Source organism: Geminocystis sp. NIES-3709 (genome assembly GCF_001548115.1).
Classification (GTDB): domain Bacteria; phylum Cyanobacteriota; class Cyanobacteriia; order Cyanobacteriales; family Cyanobacteriaceae; genus Geminocystis.
In genome coordinates this window covers 3323418-3342566 of the sequence record NZ_AP014821.1, presented here as the reverse complement: position 1 = coordinate 3342566, position 19149 = coordinate 3323418, and the positions used below count along the sequence as shown (strand labels likewise).

Annotated in this window: 17 protein-coding genes and 1 pseudogene; 6 read left to right on the top strand and 12 right to left on the bottom strand. The window is 31.8% G+C overall.

The annotated features are described in order from the left end of the window. Positions 1 to 17: 17 nt before the first annotated feature. Positions 18 to 1538: a 4-alpha-glucanotransferase gene (gene malQ / locus GM3709_RS14270; RefSeq protein WP_066120592.1), complete on the bottom strand. Its 1521-nt coding sequence runs from the start codon at positions 1536 to 1538 to the stop codon at positions 18 to 20. A gap of 339 nt (positions 1539 to 1877) precedes the next feature. Then, positions 1878 to 2231: a hypothetical protein gene (locus GM3709_RS14265; protein ID WP_066120590.1), complete on the bottom strand. Its 354-nt coding sequence runs from the start codon at positions 2229 to 2231 to the stop codon at positions 1878 to 1880. A 106-nt stretch (positions 2232 to 2337) separates the two neighbouring features. On the opposite strand from GM3709_RS14265, the gene GM3709_RS14260 reads away from it, so the two are divergent. Next, complete coding sequence (locus tag GM3709_RS14260) at positions 2338 to 3144, top strand: EI24 domain-containing protein (RefSeq protein WP_066120588.1); 807 nt, start codon at positions 2338 to 2340, stop codon at positions 3142 to 3144. On the opposite strand, the gene GM3709_RS14255 is transcribed toward GM3709_RS14260, so the two are convergent. Next, positions 3141 to 3596, bottom strand: a complete 456-nt coding sequence (locus tag GM3709_RS14255; protein ID WP_066120585.1) for an NUDIX domain-containing protein — start codon at positions 3594 to 3596, stop codon at positions 3141 to 3143. The genes GM3709_RS14260 and GM3709_RS14255 overlap by 4 nt on opposite strands. An 88-nt stretch (positions 3597 to 3684) precedes the next feature. Here GM3709_RS14255 and GM3709_RS14250 point away from each other — a divergent pair, with 88 nt between their 5' ends. Beyond that, positions 3685 to 5934: a glycosyltransferase 61 family protein gene (locus GM3709_RS14250; protein WP_066120583.1), complete on the top strand. Its 2250-nt coding sequence runs from the start codon at positions 3685 to 3687 to the stop codon at positions 5932 to 5934. A gap of 57 nt (positions 5935 to 5991) precedes the next feature. On the opposite strand, the pseudogene GM3709_RS19865 reads toward GM3709_RS14250, so the two are convergent. From GM3709_RS19865 to GM3709_RS14225, 4 genes and pseudogenes are all read right to left on the bottom strand, one after another. Next, positions 5992 to 7053 (bottom strand): annotated as a pseudogene (locus GM3709_RS19865) (ISKra4 family transposase). 180 nt (positions 7054 to 7233) lie between these two features. After that, the gene (locus tag GM3709_RS14235) at positions 7234 to 7644 is read right to left on the bottom strand and encodes a Fur family transcriptional regulator (protein ID WP_066120576.1); all 411 of its coding nucleotides are present in this window, start codon (positions 7642 to 7644) and stop codon (positions 7234 to 7236) included. Positions 7645 to 7760: 116 nt separating this feature from the next. Further along, positions 7761 to 8306, bottom strand: a complete 546-nt coding sequence (rfbC, locus tag GM3709_RS14230) for a dTDP-4-dehydrorhamnose 3,5-epimerase (protein ID WP_066120573.1) — start codon at positions 8304 to 8306, stop codon at positions 7761 to 7763. Positions 8307 to 8392: 86 nt separating this feature from the next. After that, positions 8393 to 9316: a class I SAM-dependent methyltransferase gene (locus GM3709_RS14225; RefSeq protein WP_066120571.1), complete on the bottom strand. Its 924-nt coding sequence runs from the start codon at positions 9314 to 9316 to the stop codon at positions 8393 to 8395. A gap of 371 nt (positions 9317 to 9687) precedes the next feature. Here GM3709_RS14225 and GM3709_RS14220 point away from each other — a divergent pair, with 371 nt between their 5' ends. Further along, on the top strand, positions 9688 to 11037 hold the full coding sequence (locus GM3709_RS14220) for a cytochrome P450 (RefSeq protein WP_066120568.1): 1350 nt from the start codon (positions 9688 to 9690) through the stop codon (positions 11035 to 11037). Positions 11038 to 11073: 36 nt separating this feature from the next. Here the strand turns inward: GM3709_RS14220 and GM3709_RS21835 are convergent, their stop codons facing one another. Together GM3709_RS21835 and GM3709_RS21830 are read right to left on the bottom strand one after the other, a co-directional pair. Then, a complete protein-coding gene (locus tag GM3709_RS21835; protein ID WP_315863040.1) occupies positions 11074 to 11349 on the bottom strand; it encodes a hypothetical protein in 276 nt (91 codons plus the stop codon). A gap of 46 nt (positions 11350 to 11395) precedes the next feature. After that, positions 11396 to 11857, bottom strand: a complete 462-nt coding sequence (locus tag GM3709_RS21830; RefSeq protein ID WP_315863039.1) for a Uma2 family endonuclease — start codon at positions 11855 to 11857, stop codon at positions 11396 to 11398. 122 nt (positions 11858 to 11979) lie between these two features. Between GM3709_RS21830 and xth the strand changes: the two genes are divergently transcribed. Continuing rightward, positions 11980 to 12768: an exodeoxyribonuclease III gene (gene xth / locus GM3709_RS14210; protein ID WP_066120565.1), complete on the top strand. Its 789-nt coding sequence runs from the start codon at positions 11980 to 11982 to the stop codon at positions 12766 to 12768. Between the two features lie 3 nt (positions 12769 to 12771). On the opposite strand, the gene cdaA is transcribed toward xth, so the two are convergent. Continuing rightward, complete coding sequence (gene cdaA, locus GM3709_RS14205; protein ID WP_066120562.1) at positions 12772 to 13674, bottom strand: diadenylate cyclase CdaA; 903 nt, start codon at positions 13672 to 13674, stop codon at positions 12772 to 12774. Between the two features lie 191 nt (positions 13675 to 13865). Beyond that, positions 13866 to 14675, bottom strand: coding sequence for a phosphate ABC transporter ATP-binding protein PstB (pstB, locus tag GM3709_RS14200; RefSeq protein ID WP_066120559.1), 810 nt, complete (start codon positions 14673 to 14675; stop codon positions 13866 to 13868). 320 nt (positions 14676 to 14995) lie between these two features. On the opposite strand from pstB, the gene GM3709_RS14195 reads away from it, so the two are divergent. Beyond that, positions 14996 to 15760, top strand: a complete 765-nt coding sequence (locus GM3709_RS14195) for a Coq4 family protein (protein WP_066120556.1) — start codon at positions 14996 to 14998, stop codon at positions 15758 to 15760. Between the two features lie 350 nt (positions 15761 to 16110). Continuing rightward, entirely contained in the window at positions 16111 to 18117 is a 2007-nt protein-coding gene (locus GM3709_RS14190) for an NAD(P)H-quinone oxidoreductase subunit 5 (protein ID WP_066120553.1), read from the top strand. 374 nt (positions 18118 to 18491) lie between these two features. Here GM3709_RS14190 and GM3709_RS14185 read toward each other — a convergent pair whose 3' ends face one another. Further along, positions 18492 to 19133, bottom strand: a complete 642-nt coding sequence (locus GM3709_RS14185) for a response regulator transcription factor (RefSeq protein WP_066120550.1) — start codon at positions 19131 to 19133, stop codon at positions 18492 to 18494. Positions 19134 to 19149 lie beyond the last annotated feature (16 nt).

Genomic DNA, 19149 nt, shown 5'->3' with positions numbered 1-19149 from the left:
TCGCTAAAAGCTAATCACTAATTAAAAGGTTCTCTACCATAAAGATAGGTTAAATATTTGAGATGATCGCTAATATCATGAGTAAAAACTCCTTCCACATAACGCCAACTCCAGTTATCTTCGATCGTGCCGGGAGTATTCATTTTCGCCGATGAACCTAAGCCTAACAGATCTTGTGCGGGAAAAATAGCTAAATTAGCTACCGATGATAAAGCAAGACGAATTAAACTCCAGTGGATACCTTCATTATCAATACCACCGAGAAAGTCCACTACTCTTTTTTTCTCACTAAACGATCGTTTTTCAAACCATCCTACCGTCGTATCATTATCATGAGTGCCTGTATAAACCACACAGTTACGGTTAACGTAATTATAGGGGAGAAAACCATTAGCTCGATCGGAATCAAAGGCAAAATGTAGAACTTTCATACCCGGAAACTCATATTTATCTCGTAATGCTTCCACTTCTGGGGTGATAACTCCTAAATCCTCGGCAATTATGGGTAAAGCACCCAACTCCTCTTTTAAAATGCCAAAAAACTTATCTCCGGGGGCGGTTAACCATTCACCGTTAATGGCAGTAGTTTCTCCTTCAGGTACAGCCCAGTAACCTTCAAAACCTCTAAAATGGTCAATACGCATAATGTCAACATATTCTAACATTCCTTTAATGCGTTGTATCCACCATGCAAAATTATTTTCTTCTAACACTTCCCAATCGTAAACAGGATTGCCCCATAATTGACCAGTCTCACTAAAGTAGTCAGGTGGAACACCTGCCATTAAAGCCGCCGCCCCAGTTTTTGCATCTAAACAGAAAATCTCTTGATTTGCCCATACATCCACACTATCATGAGCAACATAAATGGGAATATCTCCAAAAATTTTAACGCCCTTTTCGTTAGCATATTGTTTTAAGTTACTCCATTGTTTAAAGAAACTAAATTGCAGAAACTTATGATAATACATTTCATGACCTAATTTCATTTGCCATGTATGAATTGCATCTGGATTACGTTTTGCGATCGACTCATCCCATTGAAACCAAGCCTTACCTTGATGATAGTCTTTTAAAGCCATGTAAAGGGAATAATCTTCTAGCCAGTAACTATAGTCCTCACAAAATTGGTTAAATTCTTGTTTATACTCATCTTCTTCTTTCGTTTGAAACGCCTCAAAAGCCTTGCGATATAAAGGATATTTTTCTTTGATAACTAAGTCAAAATTGACTCTGGAGGGATTTAGTACTTCAAAAATTTCTTTAACGGTTTCTAAGTCTTCTTCTGTTAATAATTCGTCTCCATAAAGAATATCAAGGCTAATCATTAAAGGGTTTCCCGCTAAGGCAGAATAGGCTAAATAGGGAGAATTTCCTGCTCCTGTAGGGCCTAAAGGTAGTATTTGCCATACTTGTTGATCTGCTTTTGCCAAAAAATCTACGAAGCGATAAGCGCCATTACCTAAGTCGCCAATACCATAAGCACTAGGTAAGGATGTCGGGTGTAGTAAAATACCACTCAATCTACGATCGAACATAAAAATAACATCCCTCAAAAAAGGGTTTTGTGATAATTGATCATGTCTGTTTTTGAATTTCTTATAAAAAAATCAAAATTCATTATTTTTTGATCTTATAATTCTTAAACTGACATCCCTTAATCTTAATCTTAGACAGGTTTAAAATTCTTCAACATTAAGAAATGTGTAGTTTGATGATTGATCATTGACAGTTGACAATTGATCCATTCAATGTTTAAGATATGACCTTTTTAACGGGAAAAAGATAAAAGTTTGACATTTGACAGTAATTATACATTGCTAATTGTTAATTGTAAATTGTTGAACTACTCTCACCAAAATACTATGAGGCAGATTTTAATTAGATGAATTGAGATTTTGTAATTCTTCTCTTAAGGCAATAATTTCTTTAGTTAATTCTTGAATACTATCATTTTGAGGATCTTCAGAAGTAATCTCTATTTCTTGATAGGATCTATTTTTGTCAGTATATCCTTTGAAAAACTGTTCAATAATTTTTCTAGCTTCTTGTTCTGTTATAGTACCCTTTTCAGACCATTCTCTTGATTTTTCTTGCCATTCAATTTTTAAATCTGATAAAACTTGATTCCGTTTTTGATTATCCTGTAAGGTTTCCACTGCTTCTGCCGTTGCACCTATAACAGTTCTGAAACTTTGTTGGATAATATTAAGTAATGTATTGTTTTCCATATATATTCGATAAAATGACTGTGAATATACTATAGCATTGTCAATTCCCATCGAAAAACTGAATTTATCTTATATTTCACGAATTAACATAATTTTAAAAAGTAAAATGATTAAACAAATTTTTACAGGATTCGGTTTTTTTACAGGTATTAGTTATCCTTTTATAGCCATAAAATTTTTGGCTCAAAATAAACAGTTATGGCAATACTTAATCATCCCCATTATTATCAATTTTTCTGTAGGAATAGCAACTTATTTGTTGTTATTAAATCCTAGTTTAGATTTATTTGATTCTGTTACTAATGATATTGTTTTATGGGTAGATAAAGCTATCGATCGACTTCCTGAGTGGTCTAATTTTTTAGTTTATATAATTATCTTTTTTAGCTTATTATTAAAGGCATTATTGTTTATTTTATTATTAATATTAATCGGTTTTGTTATAGTTCAATTTGGCTCAATATTGGGTTCTCCTTGGTATGGTAAATTATCTGAAAAATTAGAAATATTATATACTGGTAAGCTAGAAGTCATAGAAATTAACATTATTCAAGACATATTTAGAGCAATATTATTTGAACTAAAAAAGTTATTATTAATACTAATATTTAGCATTCCCTTATTTTTAATTAATTTTATTCCTACCCTAGGTAATATCATTTCTTTAGTGGGGAGTATAACTTTAACAACCACCATTATTTGTTTAGATTTTTGTGATGCGACTTTAGAAAGAAAAAGATTACAGTTTCGAGAAAAATTAAAATTTATTTGGGGAAAATTTCCAACAACTGCAGGTTTTGGTTTAATTTGTTTGACTTTAATTAGTATTCCTTTATTAAATTTAATTATTATTCCTTTATGCGTTTCTGCTGGTACTTTATTAGTCTGTGATCAAAAAAGAAATGCTCATTAAGCTATAGTTATTTTACCTTCTAAATAATCTTGAATTTGTCGATCGTGATCATGTGCTAAATTACCAAGAGGAAGACTATCTTTTGAAAATGCTTTAGCCTCTAAAATTTCCCAAGTATCTTCTACAATCAGTTCTCCTTTTGCCTCTATTTCGATTAAGATGGATATAGAATGAAGACGAGGATCTCGATCGGGTGATGAATAAACCCCTATTAAACGTGCAATTTTGACTAAATCTAAGCCTGTCTCTTCCTTTAACTCTCTTTTGAGAGTATTGGGTATGTCTTCTCCCCAATCAACCATACCACCGGGTAAACTCCATTGTTGAGTATCTCGACGATAAACCAAAACTATATTACCATCAGATAAAATTGGTACAAATGTTACTCCTAACACTGGATGACGAAAGATAATTTTTAGTACTCCGGAAATAAATTGCCATTTTCGCCACATGATTTTCAATTCTCCTTATTTTTTAGAATTACGATAGACTTTATATTATGGTGATTTACTTTTTTGTGATTTTTTGTTTTCTACTTAGATGAATAAATATCAAGAGTTAGCAATTAAGAATTTTTTTATTCAAGAACAATATCAAAATTCGATCGAATACTTAGAAAATATTTTAATCGATAATGATGATAATAATTTATATAAAATTTATTTAGCTTTAGCTTACTTTTGTTTAGATAATGAAGAATATTATCAAACAATTTTGTTAGATTTACTTTTAAATAGTTCAGAATTTGACTTAATAGTTATCGCTCAAAAAATTTTTGATATTGCCCAGATAAAACTCCATCAACAAAATATTAGTTTAGCGATTAAATTATATCAACAAGGCTTAGAAATCAATCCTCAGTATATTCCTGCTTATACTAATTTAGCTCAACTTTTTATTATCCAAAATAATTTAGATTCTGCTGTTTCTCTTTGGCAAGAATTAATTTTAACTCAACCTAATCTAATTATTTCTTATGAAAATTTAGGTTTATTATGGCAAAATATTTATGAATATAAAAATGCGATCGAAATCTATCAACAAGGTTTAAATATAGAGAATGATAACTTAAATATTTTATCAAACTTAGCTTATTGTTATTTAAAAAATAATCAAATTATTTTAGCTCAAGAATCTTTAGAAAAAATAGTTATAATTGCTCCTAATTATACTCAAGTCTATGGAGAATTAGGTTATATTTATCTTTTACAAAATAAACTTAATTTATCGATCGAATTATGGCAAAAATTAATTAATAGTCAATTACCAATGATTGATGAATACTTAAATTGGTATTCTCAAAATATTAAATCATCATCCAATAATGCCAACTCGATCGAATTAAATAGAAACTTAATTATAGCCTTAAAAAATAATAACCAAGAAGAAATTTTGATTAATATTGCTCATTTACTATTTAATCAAAAAAATTATTTTTTAGCGATTAATTACTATCAACAGGCTTTACAAAAAAATATTGAATCGGAATCTATTTACTATCACCTTATTTTAAGTTTATTTTACACTGAAAAAATACATTTAATTGACGAGTATTTAAACAAACTAGACAGGATAGATAAAGAAAAAAGTCAAGCAATAAGTTTATTAATTAATCAAAAAAAATCATTTAATGATCAAATTAACACTTCATTTAACAAACCACAAAAATACTATGAGAAAGCATTAGATTGGGCGACAAAAAAATCTACAGACAATGTTACTTATAAGAAAATTGATTTAGATAATATTTTACGTTTAAAACCACCAAAAAATAGTATTAAAAATCTCCATCCTAGTTTTTATTTTCCTTCAACAATAGAGTTACCTAAAACCTTTGTTATTAATACTCATAATGGTTTTTTTTATCTCCGAGAAGATGAAGCGAGTAGTGCTATAATTACTCCTGAAAATTATTTGATTGGTGATCTTTCTCCTGAATCTCCTGCTTTAAGTCCAAATCATCCAGATAGTCATCCTAGTAAACATTCTATTTTTCAAACTAATTTTTTACCTCCAATTAAATTAATAAAAGGAACAGTAGTTGTGTTAGCAGGATTATTAAATAACATTTATTTTCATTGGTTATTTGATATTTTACCAAGAATTTATTTACTAGAATTAGCACAAATAGACTTAACTAAAGTAGATTATTTTTTAGTTGATAATCGGACTAATTATCAAAAAGAAACTTTAGAAATTTTCGGTATTCCTTCTGATAAAATTTTACCTTTATCTTTACCTATATATCTACAGGCAAGTAATCTAATTGTACCTTCTTTTCCCGGCTCGATCGCATGGATGCCTCCTTGGAGTTGTCAATATTTACGAGATAAAATTTTAGAAAATAAAATAATCGATAATAAATCAAACAAAAGATTATATATTAGTAGAAATAAATCTAGTAATCGACGCTTAATTAATGAACAAGAAATAATTAATTTACTCTTAGAATATAATTTTGAGGTAGTAAATTTAGAATTATTATCGGTTAAACAGCAAGGAGAATTGTTATCTCAAGCGGAAATAGTAATTTCTCCTCATGGTAGTGGCTTAAGTAATCTTGTTTTTTGTCAACCCACAACAAAAGTAATAGAGATTTTTGCCCCTAATTATGTTTATCCTTGTTATTGGTTAGTGAGTAATTTAGTTAACTTAGATTACTATTATTTAACAGGAGAAATTATTGGTAGTAAACACTTTCATCAATTGCTATATCCTGACTCCAGACTAGAAGACATTTACTTAAATTGTCAAAATTTAAAAGAACTTTTAACAAATATCATACAATAATTGAGAATTATCAACGGGAGCAAGTCAGTTATGCGAAACAAAAGTACTATTGACTGATTAAAGACAATTATTGAGATATGCACATCTATGTTTGAGTACTTGAGCGATGTTTTCTTTGTTCCATTGTGCACCTGAAATTTTGAGTCGCCTATCTATTTGCTTTACCGTTGATTCTACCGCTCCTGAACCAATAGAACAAATTTGTTCTTCCTGATAATAACCGTAGTTAACAATCCGCTCTCTATGAGTCTCCAAATAGTTACAGAAATTTTCTGCTTTTTTTTTCTTCACCTGTGACATTAATGTGATTGTTTCATCTATTTTCCCACACCAAAGCAAATTTTCTGCTTCCTTTAATCTTTTCCTACTTCCTCCCACTTTGTTTAAGTTTTCCATCAAATGATACCAATCAAGTATTTCTCTTTTTTCTCCAGGAGCGTTAAATTCTTTGATTATTTTCCAAATACCAGAATGTCCATCCCCTAAACAAGTTAATGGTTCTGACAATTTTTGTTGATTAACCCAATCTATTAATTCTTCATTTTGTGCAAACCAAGCTTTTCTTTCTTGCTGATTGACGCAAATTGCTTTATAGTCTCGCCAAACACAACTTTCACCTTTTTGTTCTGTTCTTAATCTCACTTTGCCACCATCAAGGCTAATTTCTTCTATGTGTTGCTCCGTGGCTATTTCTGGAAATTGATAACGATGTACAATTCTTTGTTGAGTTCTCCCAGATATTTTCATGGCTGTATAAAACTCCACGTCTTGGGCAGCATTTTCATCAGAAATATTAGCACTCGCTCTGGGAGCAGCATTTTTCCAGGTAAGGACTAATTCTTTGATTTGTTTTTAAATTTAATCTAATGGCTTGTTTTTCAGTAATGGGTAATTCCCCAATTATACTTCTGATGTTTCGGGTTCTTCCCGATTGGGTGTTTGTGATGTTTTGGATAAAAAAAATCCTATTTGTGGAGTAATATATTTAAGGGTTTGTTCTCGAATAGTTTTTTCTATAGTAGCCAAATTATGAAGTTGATTAACATCAGATTGTTGATAAAGAATATTGGCAATAGCTCGAATATGTAGATTCAGTTGTGCTTGTTGTTCAGGGATCATTTTTAAAGAAAATAAGAGAATTAAGATTAATTTAGTTAACCAAAAACCATTTTAGTTCTTTTGTCAAGTAGTTTTTTTGTTCGGCAAATTTGACCTGCTCCCCACTTATTTCCCAAGGGCAATAGGTTTCAAGGTTTCAAAGATCTACCCGTACCTCATAACTATGGGAAACGCTATAGTTTATAAATCCGTACTTTCTATTTCATTTTGACAATTTTCACACAAACCAAAAAATTCTAAAGTGTGATAATATAACTTAAAATTTTGTGATAAACACCAATTAGTTAAATTTTGATTAATAGGACAATATTCTTCTCTTATAATAATCGATCGACCACAATTAATACAGTTTAAATGATGGGAATGACTATCTTTAATTAATTCATATAAACACTCTCCACTGGTATTAATTCTTTCCTGAATAATGCCTTCTAAATGTAAAAGTTTTAGAGTCCTATAAACGGTAGCCAATCCAATTTTTAAATCATTCTCTCGGAGTTTAATGTGTAAATCTTGAGCACTAATTTCTGTCTTTAACTGTTCTAATAAATCTAAAATATATTGCTGATTCTTGGTAAATTTAACTAGCATTATTTAATGATAAAATATTTAATTAGTCATTGGTTATTGGTTATTAGATTTATCGTAAATTAGTTATTTATAAAATAGTATTTAAACTCTTTAAAAATCTAAAATACTTTTAATAACTAAACAAAAATTTCTGCATCTTTAAGAAAGGGTGCATTTTCATCTTTTTTTGATAGTATAGGGAGAATTTTTATATTCCAATTAATGTTAATATTTGGATCATTCCAACGAATAGATCGATCGTATTTTCCTACATAAAATTTATTAGTTTTATACAAAACATCAGCACTTTCTGACAATACAAAAAAACCATGAGCAAATCCCTCTGGTATTAATAATTGTTTCTTATTTTCGTCACTTAAAACTACTCCTACCCATTGCTTAAAAGTAGGAGAAGATTGTCTAATATCCACTGCTACATCTAAAATTTTTCCACATACTACTCTTACTAATTTTAGTTGGGGCACATTAATTTGATAGTGTAATCCTCTTAATACATTTTGACTCGATCGAGAATGATTATCTTGGACAAAATTGATATTTAATCCTATTTTTTCCTGAAAAGATTTATTATTAAAACTCTCAAAGAAAAAACCTCGATCATCTGTAAATACTTGAGGTTCAATAATTAAAATTTCTGGAATTTTTGTAGGAGTAACTTTCATTTTTAAGTATTAGATATTGTATTTTTGAAAAGGTATTAGTTAAGAAAATTTGAGAGTCTATATTTTAGAAAGTTAACTATTTTAAACTATATTTTTTGAGCAATAATAGCACGATGTCGAGGACTAATAGATACTATTTTAGGTGTTGAAAATCCACATTTAATAAACATAGATTCTATATCTAAAGTAAAATATTGATCTAAATAAGGTTCAGTACTTTTTAATAAAGTAAAGACATAACGAGGCATTTTTTTATAATTTTCTGATTGAGGATTCATATCCATAAGGGCAAAAAAACCACCTTTTTTTAGTAATTTATTGCTATGGGAAATAATATTTTCGGCAGCAAATTGTGGTAATTCATGGAACATTAAAAAAGTAGAAATTAAATCAAAAGATTCTAGTGGTAAATTATTATATTCTCCTGCGTCATGAATCCAATTAATTGATTTTCCTTTTTGTTTTGCTTGATATTTGGCAACAGCTAAAAAGTAAGGGGATAAGTCTAATCCAGAAATATTACTATTAGGATAGGTTTCTTGTAAAGCAAATGTACTCAATCCTACACCGCAACCAATATCTAAAATATTGTCAGGATTAGAAGGGAGTTGGGTTTGTAAAAATTCATGATAGCTTTTTCTCAGATTTCGATCGCCATCAAGTTGAGGGATTTTCGAGTAAATAGTAGAATGAACACTATAGGCGGCAGATTCTAACTCCCAAGCGGCATCCCAACTCATATTTCCTTTTTCATAAGCATGAAAGGATGTTAAATAGTAAGAAGGATAGTTAATATTAGGATTTTCTACTGCTTTAATTTCCTCTTGCCAATCATGATTTTCCAGATGTTTAACATTGTTTTCCCAAGGTACTCCAATAAAATTGGCTCGTTTGATGATCATTTTTCTTGCTTGGGTTTTGGCAAATTCTGCTAAGGGTTTAATATTTAGTAACCCATTAATTAATTTTGTAGTTAAATTATTTTTTGATTTGATCGTAGTTGATGTCATAATCTCATTCTTTATCCAATAATCAACTATTTATTGTCAGGGAAAAATGGTGAATAATCAATATTTGCTTATCAATTATTAAAATTTGACGATAATGAATGTTTTTCTGAGTTAGATTTAGATTATGTGTTAAAACTTTTTACTCATTATCAAATTAGGTTTTACGTCTATCAAATGGTAAAATAAAAGAGATTAGAATATTATTGGATATTTTTAATTTAATTAATAGATATTTTAGTACATTTACAAAAGATAAAATATTGAATTTTCTTAAACATCTAAAGATGAAAGTTCCCAATTGTTTATTGTTCATTGTCCATTTTTGAAAAAGTGGCTTAAAGTAGTTAAATAAATTATTTCAAAAGAATAATATGTCACAAATAAACCCTTTAACAACTTCTGTTATTCAACAAAAAATTAAATGGATACTCGATCCTGTGGGATACTTAAAGAATGCTTATAATCAACATCCTGACATTTTTACAGCGACAGTTTCCGGTTTAGGTAGTGGTTCATTAGTTTTTGTTACTCATCCCCAAGCTATACAACAAATTTTAACTAACGATCGACAACAATTTTTTGCGAATGGTCAATTAAATAATATTTTAACTCCCGTAGTCGGTTTTTCTTCGTTGTTATCTTTAGACGGGGAAAATCATAAACGAGAAAGAAAATTATTGATGCCTTCTTTTCATGGGGAAAGAATGCAAATTTATAGTAATTTAATTACAGAAATTACTGAAAATATTTTTAATCAATTGAAACCGGGAGAAGTTTTTATTGCCAGAGAATTGATGCAGGAAATATCTTTACAAGTCATCGTAAAAATTGTTTTTGGCTTGTCAGAAGGCGATCGATTTGAGAAAATGAAAGAGTTAATAAAAGCTATTCTCGATCGATTTAACAATCCCATTAATATTAGCTTTTTGTTTTATGATTGGTTAAAAAAAGATTTTGGTGCATGGAGTCCTTGGGGTGGTTTTATTCGTACTAGGATGCAATTAGATGAGTTAATTCATAGTGAAATTAACCTCCGTCGTCAAGAAAATAACACCAATAGAACAGATATTCTTTCCACTCTTTTAACTGCCGTAGATGAAGAGGGAAAAGGCATGAGTGATCAAGAATTACGAGATGAATTAATGTTAATGTTGTTTGCAGGCCATGAGACAACGGCTATCGCCATGACATGGACATTGTACTGGTTACACCGTCAACCTGATATTAAAACAAAATTACTCACAGAATTATCAGAAAATCACGATCGAAGAGGTGAGACTATTTTTAAGTTACCCTATTTAACCGCAGTGTGCAACGAAACTTTAAGAATACATCCTGTCGCAATGTTGACTTTTCCCCGACAGGTGATGAGAGATACAGAATTATTAGATCAAAAAATTCCTAAAGATACGGTACTTTTGGGATGTATTTATTTAACCCATCACCGAGAAGACTTATATCCCGAAGCAGATAAATTTATTCCCGAAAGATTTTTAAATCGTCAATATTCCCCCTATGAATTTATGCCTTTTGGTGGTGGTGTAAGACGTTGTTTAGGGGAGGTTTTAGCTTTGTATGAAATGAAACTTTCGATCGCTCATATTATCACTAAATATGATTTAAAGTTAGCAGAAAATAAAACATTAAAACCTAAAAGAAGAGGAGTTGTTTTAAGCCCTGAAGGGGGAGTAAAAATGATTTTCAACGAAAAAAAACAATAAATAACTGATTAATTTTTAATTCCTAATTCCTAATTTTTAAAGATAATCTTGAGGATTTTCCCCTAACTCCCTTAATCTTGTGGCTAAACGCTCATATTTTTCTTGAGCTAGTTGTGCCTCTTGTTGTGCTAATTGTGCTTCCTGTTGTGCTTCTTCCGAAGGTAATAAGACAAGATTCTCATTTTTGTCATAAAATCTTAACCAATGAGCTGTTTGTCTTTTCATCACTCCTTCCCAAGGTGCTAACCATAAATCAACACTTTCACATAAAAGCCATCCTTTTTCATTAGCTGCAATTTCTTCATATTTCATTTTGTTATTTAAACGCCATCCCTGCAAAGAATTTCGATCGAAGGGATCAAAAACATAGTAAGTACCTAGTTTTAAAGATCTTTTCGTAAATATCCTTTTTCTCATTTTTATCCGCTTGTGCGGTAAAAGGTGACATCAGTTCGATAACTACATCAGGATAACGTCCGTTTTCATTCCAGACAACCCAAGCCTTGCGTAAAACTTCATTATCTGTATCCAATACCAGAAAAAAATCTGGTCCTCGAAAGTCTCGATTTCGAGCTTGAGTGGCACTGTAATAGATAAACATATTACCGCCTACAAAAAAATCATTCCGTTGTTTCATCAAAAAATTTTCTAAAGAATCGATGAGCAAATTCATTGCAATACGGTGGTGATTTGTTTCCATTGGCTCTCCATCATCATAAATTAAATCAGTAGGGGGTAATTCTTCAGGGGATAAAATATCTTCAGATAATTCAATATCCTTCGATAATTCTTTATCATCGATCGAGATTACACTTGTCATAAGTTTTATTGATTTTCCACTAATTTTATCCATTGTAACTATTAGACATCTTCATTGAAAAAGTTAGAAGAGAAGGGAATAGAGAGTAAAATAGTCTTGAAAAAGTTATCAATAATTAATCAATGAAAATAGCTACATGGAATGTCAACTCTATTCGTACCCGTCAAGAACAAGTAAAACAATGGTTAATAGAAAATGATATTGATGTAATTTGTTTACAAGAAACAAAAGTTGTTGATGCTGATTTTCCTGTAGAAGATTTTAAAGAGTTAGGTTATCACACTTATATTTATGGACAAAAAGCCTATAACGGAGTAGCTATTTTTAGTCGTCAAGTTTTAGAAGATGTTAAATATGGTTTTGCTAACATTTTACCGACAAATATTGTTGATAATTTTGATGAACAAAAACGAGTTATTAGTGGAGTTATTAATAATATTAGAATCGTTAATCTTTATGTTCCAAATGGTAATTCTGTCGGTTCGGAAAAATATGAATATAAATTAGCTTGGTTAGATCTATTAAAACAATATTTAACAGTATTAAAAGAGGAATATTCAGAAGAATTATTAGTTTGTGGAGACTTTAATATTGCCTTAGAAGATATAGATATTTATAAATCTATAGGAAAGGAAAATCACATAATGGCTTCAAAAATAGAAAGAGAAACTTTAAAATCAATTTTAAATATTGGTTTAACAGATATTTTCCGTAAATTTACCTCAGAAGGTAATTATTTTAGTTGGTGGGATTATCGTCAAGGAGGATTTTCTAAGAATAGGGGATGGCGTATAGATCATGTTTATTTAACGGATAAATTAGCAGAAAAAGCCGTTAATTGTTATATTGATATTGAACCTAGAAAACTTATTCAACCGAGTGATCATGCTCCCGTTATTTGTGAATTTTAAATATCATTTACGACGAGATTTACCGTAGTCTAATTTAAGAATACTTTTCAATATATTTAAACCCTGAAAACCTAATTTTTTACTTAAACGGGTAACTCCTGTTACCACTTCTCCTTCTTTCGGTTTTGAGAGTTTTTCTTCTAATAATTCTTTTAATTTTGTACTGGTTAAAGGACGATTTAAGACACCTTTTTCTCCTAAAGAAATAGATCCAGTTTCTTCTGAGACAACAATACAGATACAATTTTCAACCCTTTCAGTGATACCCATTGCGGCACGATGACGAGTACCCAATTGACGAGATGCCGTTCGATCGGATAATGGTAAAATTACACTAGCAGACACTATTTCCGATCCTCTAATGAAAACAGCTCCATCATGAAGTAAAGTTTTAGTTTGGAAAATAGTCTGTAATAATTCCTTAGTAATTTCAGCGTTAAGTTTAACTCCCGGATTAAGAAAAATTCTCTCCTCAATAGTATTAAATGTTTCAATTATAATTAAAGCACCCGTACGATTTTGAGACAATTCTTTAACGGCATCAACAATTTCATCAATGACACTATCTTCTTTTGGTAAATGAGGATTTGATTCAAAAAACTGTCTTAAATCTCCTTTTCCTAATAACTCCAAAAAACGGCGGAAATCTGATTGAAATATTACAGCCATTGAAAGAGAGCAAATTATCACCAATCTTTCTAAAAAAAAGCTAAATAAAGTTAGTTTAAAAACTCGATCGCTAATGAATAAGGTAATAATAAGAATTAACAAACCCCGAATCATTCGTTGGGCGCGACGCTCTTTAATTAGGACAGAGATAAAATAAAAAGAGAGAAATAATAATCCTACATCGAGCAGTTGTCGCAGCACAATCGGTAAATTGTCAGGAAAACCCGACCAAAACATCAAATTTTAACTCACTATTAATAATTTTCCTAAAACAACATAGTGCTACAATTTTTTAAAGTTAACAGTTTCTAAAAATTTTGTAGTCACAAATAAGTTATGGTGATTATAACATATTTAAGGTTTCCTGAAAAAATTTGATCAACAATTATAATCTACCTGAGAAAAATTTTGTTTATAAACGCCAATTTTTAACCAAAACGTCCGCTAACGTATTCTTGAGTAGCTTGTTCAACAGGATTTTGAAAGATATTTTCAGTTCGATCGTATTCCACCAAATAACCAAGTTTTCCACTTCCTCCATTTACACTTTTCGCATTGAAAAAAGCCGTATAATCAGATACCCTTGATGCTTGTTGCATATTATGAGTAACAATAATAATGGTGTAATTGCGTTTCAATTCGTGAATAGACTCTTCCACTTTAAGAGTGGAAATGGGATCTAATGCAGAACAAGGTTCATCCATTAAGATAACATCAGGTTGAATAGCGATCGTTCTTGCAATACATAGACGTTGTTGTTGCCCTCCAGATAAGGCTAAACCACTTTGACGCAATTTATCTTTCACTTCATCCCATAAAGCTGATTTTCTTAAAGATTGTTCTACTAAATCGTCCATATTACCCTTATATCCGTTAATTCTTGCACCCCAAGCAATATTTTCATAGATAGATTTAGGGAAAGGATTAGGTTTTTGAAATACCATGCCGATACTACTTCTTAATTTGACAGGATCAACATTCGCACTATAAATATTTTTACCTCTAAATGTAATTCGTCCTTGAATCTTCGCACTGGCAACTAAATCATTCATGCGGTTAAAACATCGCAGAATTGTACTTTTTCCGCAACCAGAAGGGCCAATAAATGCGATCGCCTTATTTTTAGGAATATCTAAATTAACTCCTGCCACAGCTTTATGAGAGCCGTAATAAACATCAACATTTTCCGTCCTCAAAACCGCCTCATCAATCAAATTTGGTGAAGATGAAATATTCATATTACGATCAAAATTATTATAAATTTAAAGGTTAACGATTTAGGATCAAAACCAGCTTTTCAGAATCAATGATCCATTAATTAAAGTTATTAATATATTAATATCTATATCAATTATAATTCCTCTTTGAATCTTAGAAGTTAAGAGAAGATTAACAATTAAGTAACTGAGGTTACGCAAAGCAAAACATTTGATAGTGAAGCTATTCGGTTAATTTTTGACTGTTGTGATGGATGTAGCTGAATAATTCAAACAAATCTTAATATTTTTGAGATAAATAAATAGGTAAGATTTCACTGAGAATCTAAAAGCTTAAAATTATGTCTTTTAACTATATTAATGAGATAACATCCCCCGAAAATTTAGCGAAGTTTGCTGATTTAGTGAAAATTGCTGGAGGTGCGGGGCAAGATGTTAGTAGTGCCTTTAAAGTTAGCGATCGATTTTTAGGCACAAAACCGATGGAATTGTGTGTTAGGGCGGTAATGAGTGAATCCGATTCGGCAGAAATAGTTAAGGAAAAATATATTGGTTCAGAATACAACTTAGAAGCAATGTTAGCCATGCCGAAACATTCTCTTGGTTGGACTTATGCTAAAGTCATGAGTACACTGGGTTATGATCCTCAATTTTATCCTCCAGCGAAACCAGAAATGAACGATGAAGAATATGTGCATTTTCGAGTATTTAAAACTCACGATATTCACCACATTTTAACAGGGTTTAGTCTCGATAATTTTGGAGAATTAGGGGTAATTTCACTAACAGTTGCTCAAAGTCGTTTCCCCGGTTTTCTGTTTATTGATTTGCTTTCTTTATTGATTAGCTTTTTTGCTTCTGACAAATTAATATCTGAAACATCTTTACCAGAAGATCAAATAAAAACTTTAGGTTACAAATTTAAGTTAATCTCTCAAGGTTTAGACATGGGAGAGTCAGCAAAACCTTTATTTCCTATAAAATGGGAGGAATACTTTGAACATCCTTTAGATGAAGTGCGAAAAGAAATAAATCTCATTCCAGTTACCACAGGTGCTTATAGTTGGTACAGTAATCCTAAGTTACAAGAAGCGATCGCTGAATAGAAACCTGAATTCGATACGGAATGTCGATGAAGGTAGGAGATAAGTTAAAACTCATGTAGTTTTCTGTCGGTAAAAACAGGACAGGAGGAGAGGGAGAAGGATTTATTTATTTTTCATCAAATTATATGCAACTTAAATGCGTGTTGGCTTAGGTTAGGGGATAGGAGACAATTATAAGAAATGGGCGTTTCTGGGGATTGCCGAATCAATGAATGATTTTCTGAAACCCTTAGCAATGCCCTGTTTTTTATTCCTGTTGTGGAACTTATGTAAAAAGTCTATTCTTTGTTCATAGTTTATCAACCTATGTCACAATTAAAACGTTATGAATAAATTAGACAATAACTAGGATGGATAGTTTAAAGTTATATGAATATGCTTGGTTAATACCAACACTACCTCTACTCTCTTCAATGATAGTCGGTATTGGCTTAATTTCTTTTAACCAAGCCACCAACAAGTTACGACAAGTTAACTCTGTCTTTATTATCTCTACTTTAGGCGTTTGTTTAACAATGGCGATCGCACTATTTTGGAGTCAATGGCAAGGACACGAACCCTATACACAAATGATAGAATGGGCTAGTGCTGGAGATTTTAGTCTGAGTATGGGCTATACTATCGATCATCTTAGCTCATTGATGCTCGTAATCGTTACCACCGTTGCTTTACTGGTGATGATTTATACTGACGGCTACATGGCACACGATGCAGGATATGTACGTTTTTACGCCTATCTGAGCATCTTTAGTGCCTCTATGTTAGGTTTAGTCATCAGTCCTAACTTAGTACAAGTATATATCTTTTGGGAATTAGTAGGAGTATGTTCGTACTTATTGATCGGTTTTTGGTACGATCGCAAACCTGCCGCCGATGCCTGTCAAAAAGCCTTTGTTACCAATAGGGTAGGAGACTTTGGTTTATTACTGGGTATGCTTGGTTTATATTGGGCAACAGGTACATTTGAATTTATCCCCATGGGCGATCGACTCCATGAAATCGTAGGCTCAGGGGAACTTGCCGGGTGGTTAGCGGCGTTATTCGCTATTTTGGTGTTTTTAGGCCCTGTAGCCAAATCAGCCCAGTTCCCACTCCATGTATGGTTGCCTGACGCAATGGAAGGCCCTACCCCTATCTCAGCTTTAATTCATGCGGCCACAATGGTAGCGGCTGGAGTATTCTTAATTGCGCGGATGTACCCTGTATTCGAGCCAATTCCTGAAGTAATGACAGTGATTTCATGGACAGGTTGCTTTACTGCTTTCTTAGGTGCTACGATCGCAATTACTCAAAATGACATCAAAAAAGGTTTAGCTTACTCTACCATCTCCCAGTTAGGTTATATGGTAATGGCTATGGGTATCGGTGCCTATAGTGCAGGTTTATTTCACCTGATGACTCATGCTTACTTCAAAGCTATGCTATTCTTATGCTCAGGTTCAGTAATTCATGGCATGGAAGAAGTTGTCGGTCATGAGCCTATTTTAGCCCAAGATATGCGTTTAATGGGGAATTTACGCAAATATATGCCCATTACTTCCTCTTGCTTCCTTATCGGTACTCTAGCTATTTGTGGTATCCCTCCTTTCGCCGGATTTTGGTCAAAAGATGAGATTCTAGGTTTAGCCTTTGAAGCCAATCCTGCTTTATGGTTAGTGGGTTGGTTAACCGCAGGTTTAACGGCATTTTATATGTTTAGGATGTATTTTATGACCTTTGAAGGAGATTTTAGAGGTAAAGATCACAAAATTCAAGAGGAATTATTACAGAAAGCAGGTGTTACCTTAAGTGGTAATGGACATCACGGTGAAAAACCTCACGAATCCCCCTTAACTATGACATTTCCCTTAATGGCGTTGGCTATTCCTTCTGTTTTCATTGGTTTACTTGGGATGCCTTGGAATAACCGTTTTGAGGAGTTTATAGCGAATCCTAATGAAGAAGTGTTAGAAGTTGCCCATCATTTTGACTTAAATGAGTTTCTCATTATGGGTGGTAACTCCGTTGGTATCGCTTTAATTGGTATCACGATCGCTTCTTTATGTTACATGAGAGGTAAAATTGATTATAAATCGATCGCTGAAAAAATCCAACCTTTATATGAGCTTTCCTTGAATAAATGGTATTTCGATGATATTTATGATAAGGTTTTTGTTCAAGGATGTCGTCGTCTTGCCCGTGCCATTATGGAAGTAGATTATAAAGTGGTTGATGGTGCTGTCAACCTAACAGGTTTAGTAACTATTATCAGTGGTGAAGGGTTGAAATATCTGGAAAATGGACGAGCTCAATTTTATGCGTTAATTGTTTTCGCCGCCGTCTTAGGTTTTGTCATTGCATTTACTGTCGTCGGTTAATTAACTCTGTGATTTATTCAATCACTTGAAAAATTTTTTATTTAATCTCCTAATTATTGGGGGATTATTTTTTTAGGTGTATGAAATTAATTATCTGATGTTACGCAAAAATAGAATTAATTGTTTATTTGAGGTGTCAGGTATCAGGTTTCGGGTGTTAGGTTTAAAAATCAAAAAAATTCATTATTTTTTCTTTAAATTTCAGTTTTGGGAAATTGAGAAGTTAATTGATAACATCTGACTACCAAATCAATGGATTTTTGCTAAACCGTTAAATCTCGATAACTTTATAACTTTTGACTTCAATCATTTTCATTAAACCTAATACCTGATACCTATTAAAACTTAATATGTGAATGAGTGCGTAATGTCAGTTAATTATGATATTTATTCTTAAATAGCAAAATAGCAGATATACGATCGCTCACATTCAATTTTTGTATAATAGTGTGAGTATGAACTCTAACAGTACCAGAAGTAATATAGAGGATATTAGCAATTTCTTGATTACTTTTACCTTCTGCCATTAATAGTAAAATCTCTTTTTCTCGGTTAGTTAAACAGTCTAAGAGTTCTTGATTTGATGAATTGGGAGAAGTAAAAGCAGTGTGAATTTGTTGAGTAGCGTTAGAGTCCCACCATGAAGCACCAGCAACCACAGAGCGAATAGCCAAAATTAAAGTTTCAGCAGGGACACCTTTAAGACAATAACCTTGAATACCAACCTCGATCAAACGATTAATCAGAGAAGGTTCAGAGCGAGAAGTAAGGGCAATAATAGGTAATTTGGGGTGATTTGACCTAATTTTTTGACAGGCTTCTAAACCGCTCATACGGGGTAATCCTATATCCAGTAAAACTAAATCCAAAGGATGACGATTAGTGAGATTAACGGCGGTTTCTCCGTCTTCTGCTTCGGCGATGATGTGCAAATCTGTTTCTTGTTGTAATCGGACCGAAAGCCCTAAACGGAATAATTCGTCATCTTCCACTAAAAGAATTTTTAAGGTTGTCATGGTTTTGTTTTTCTCT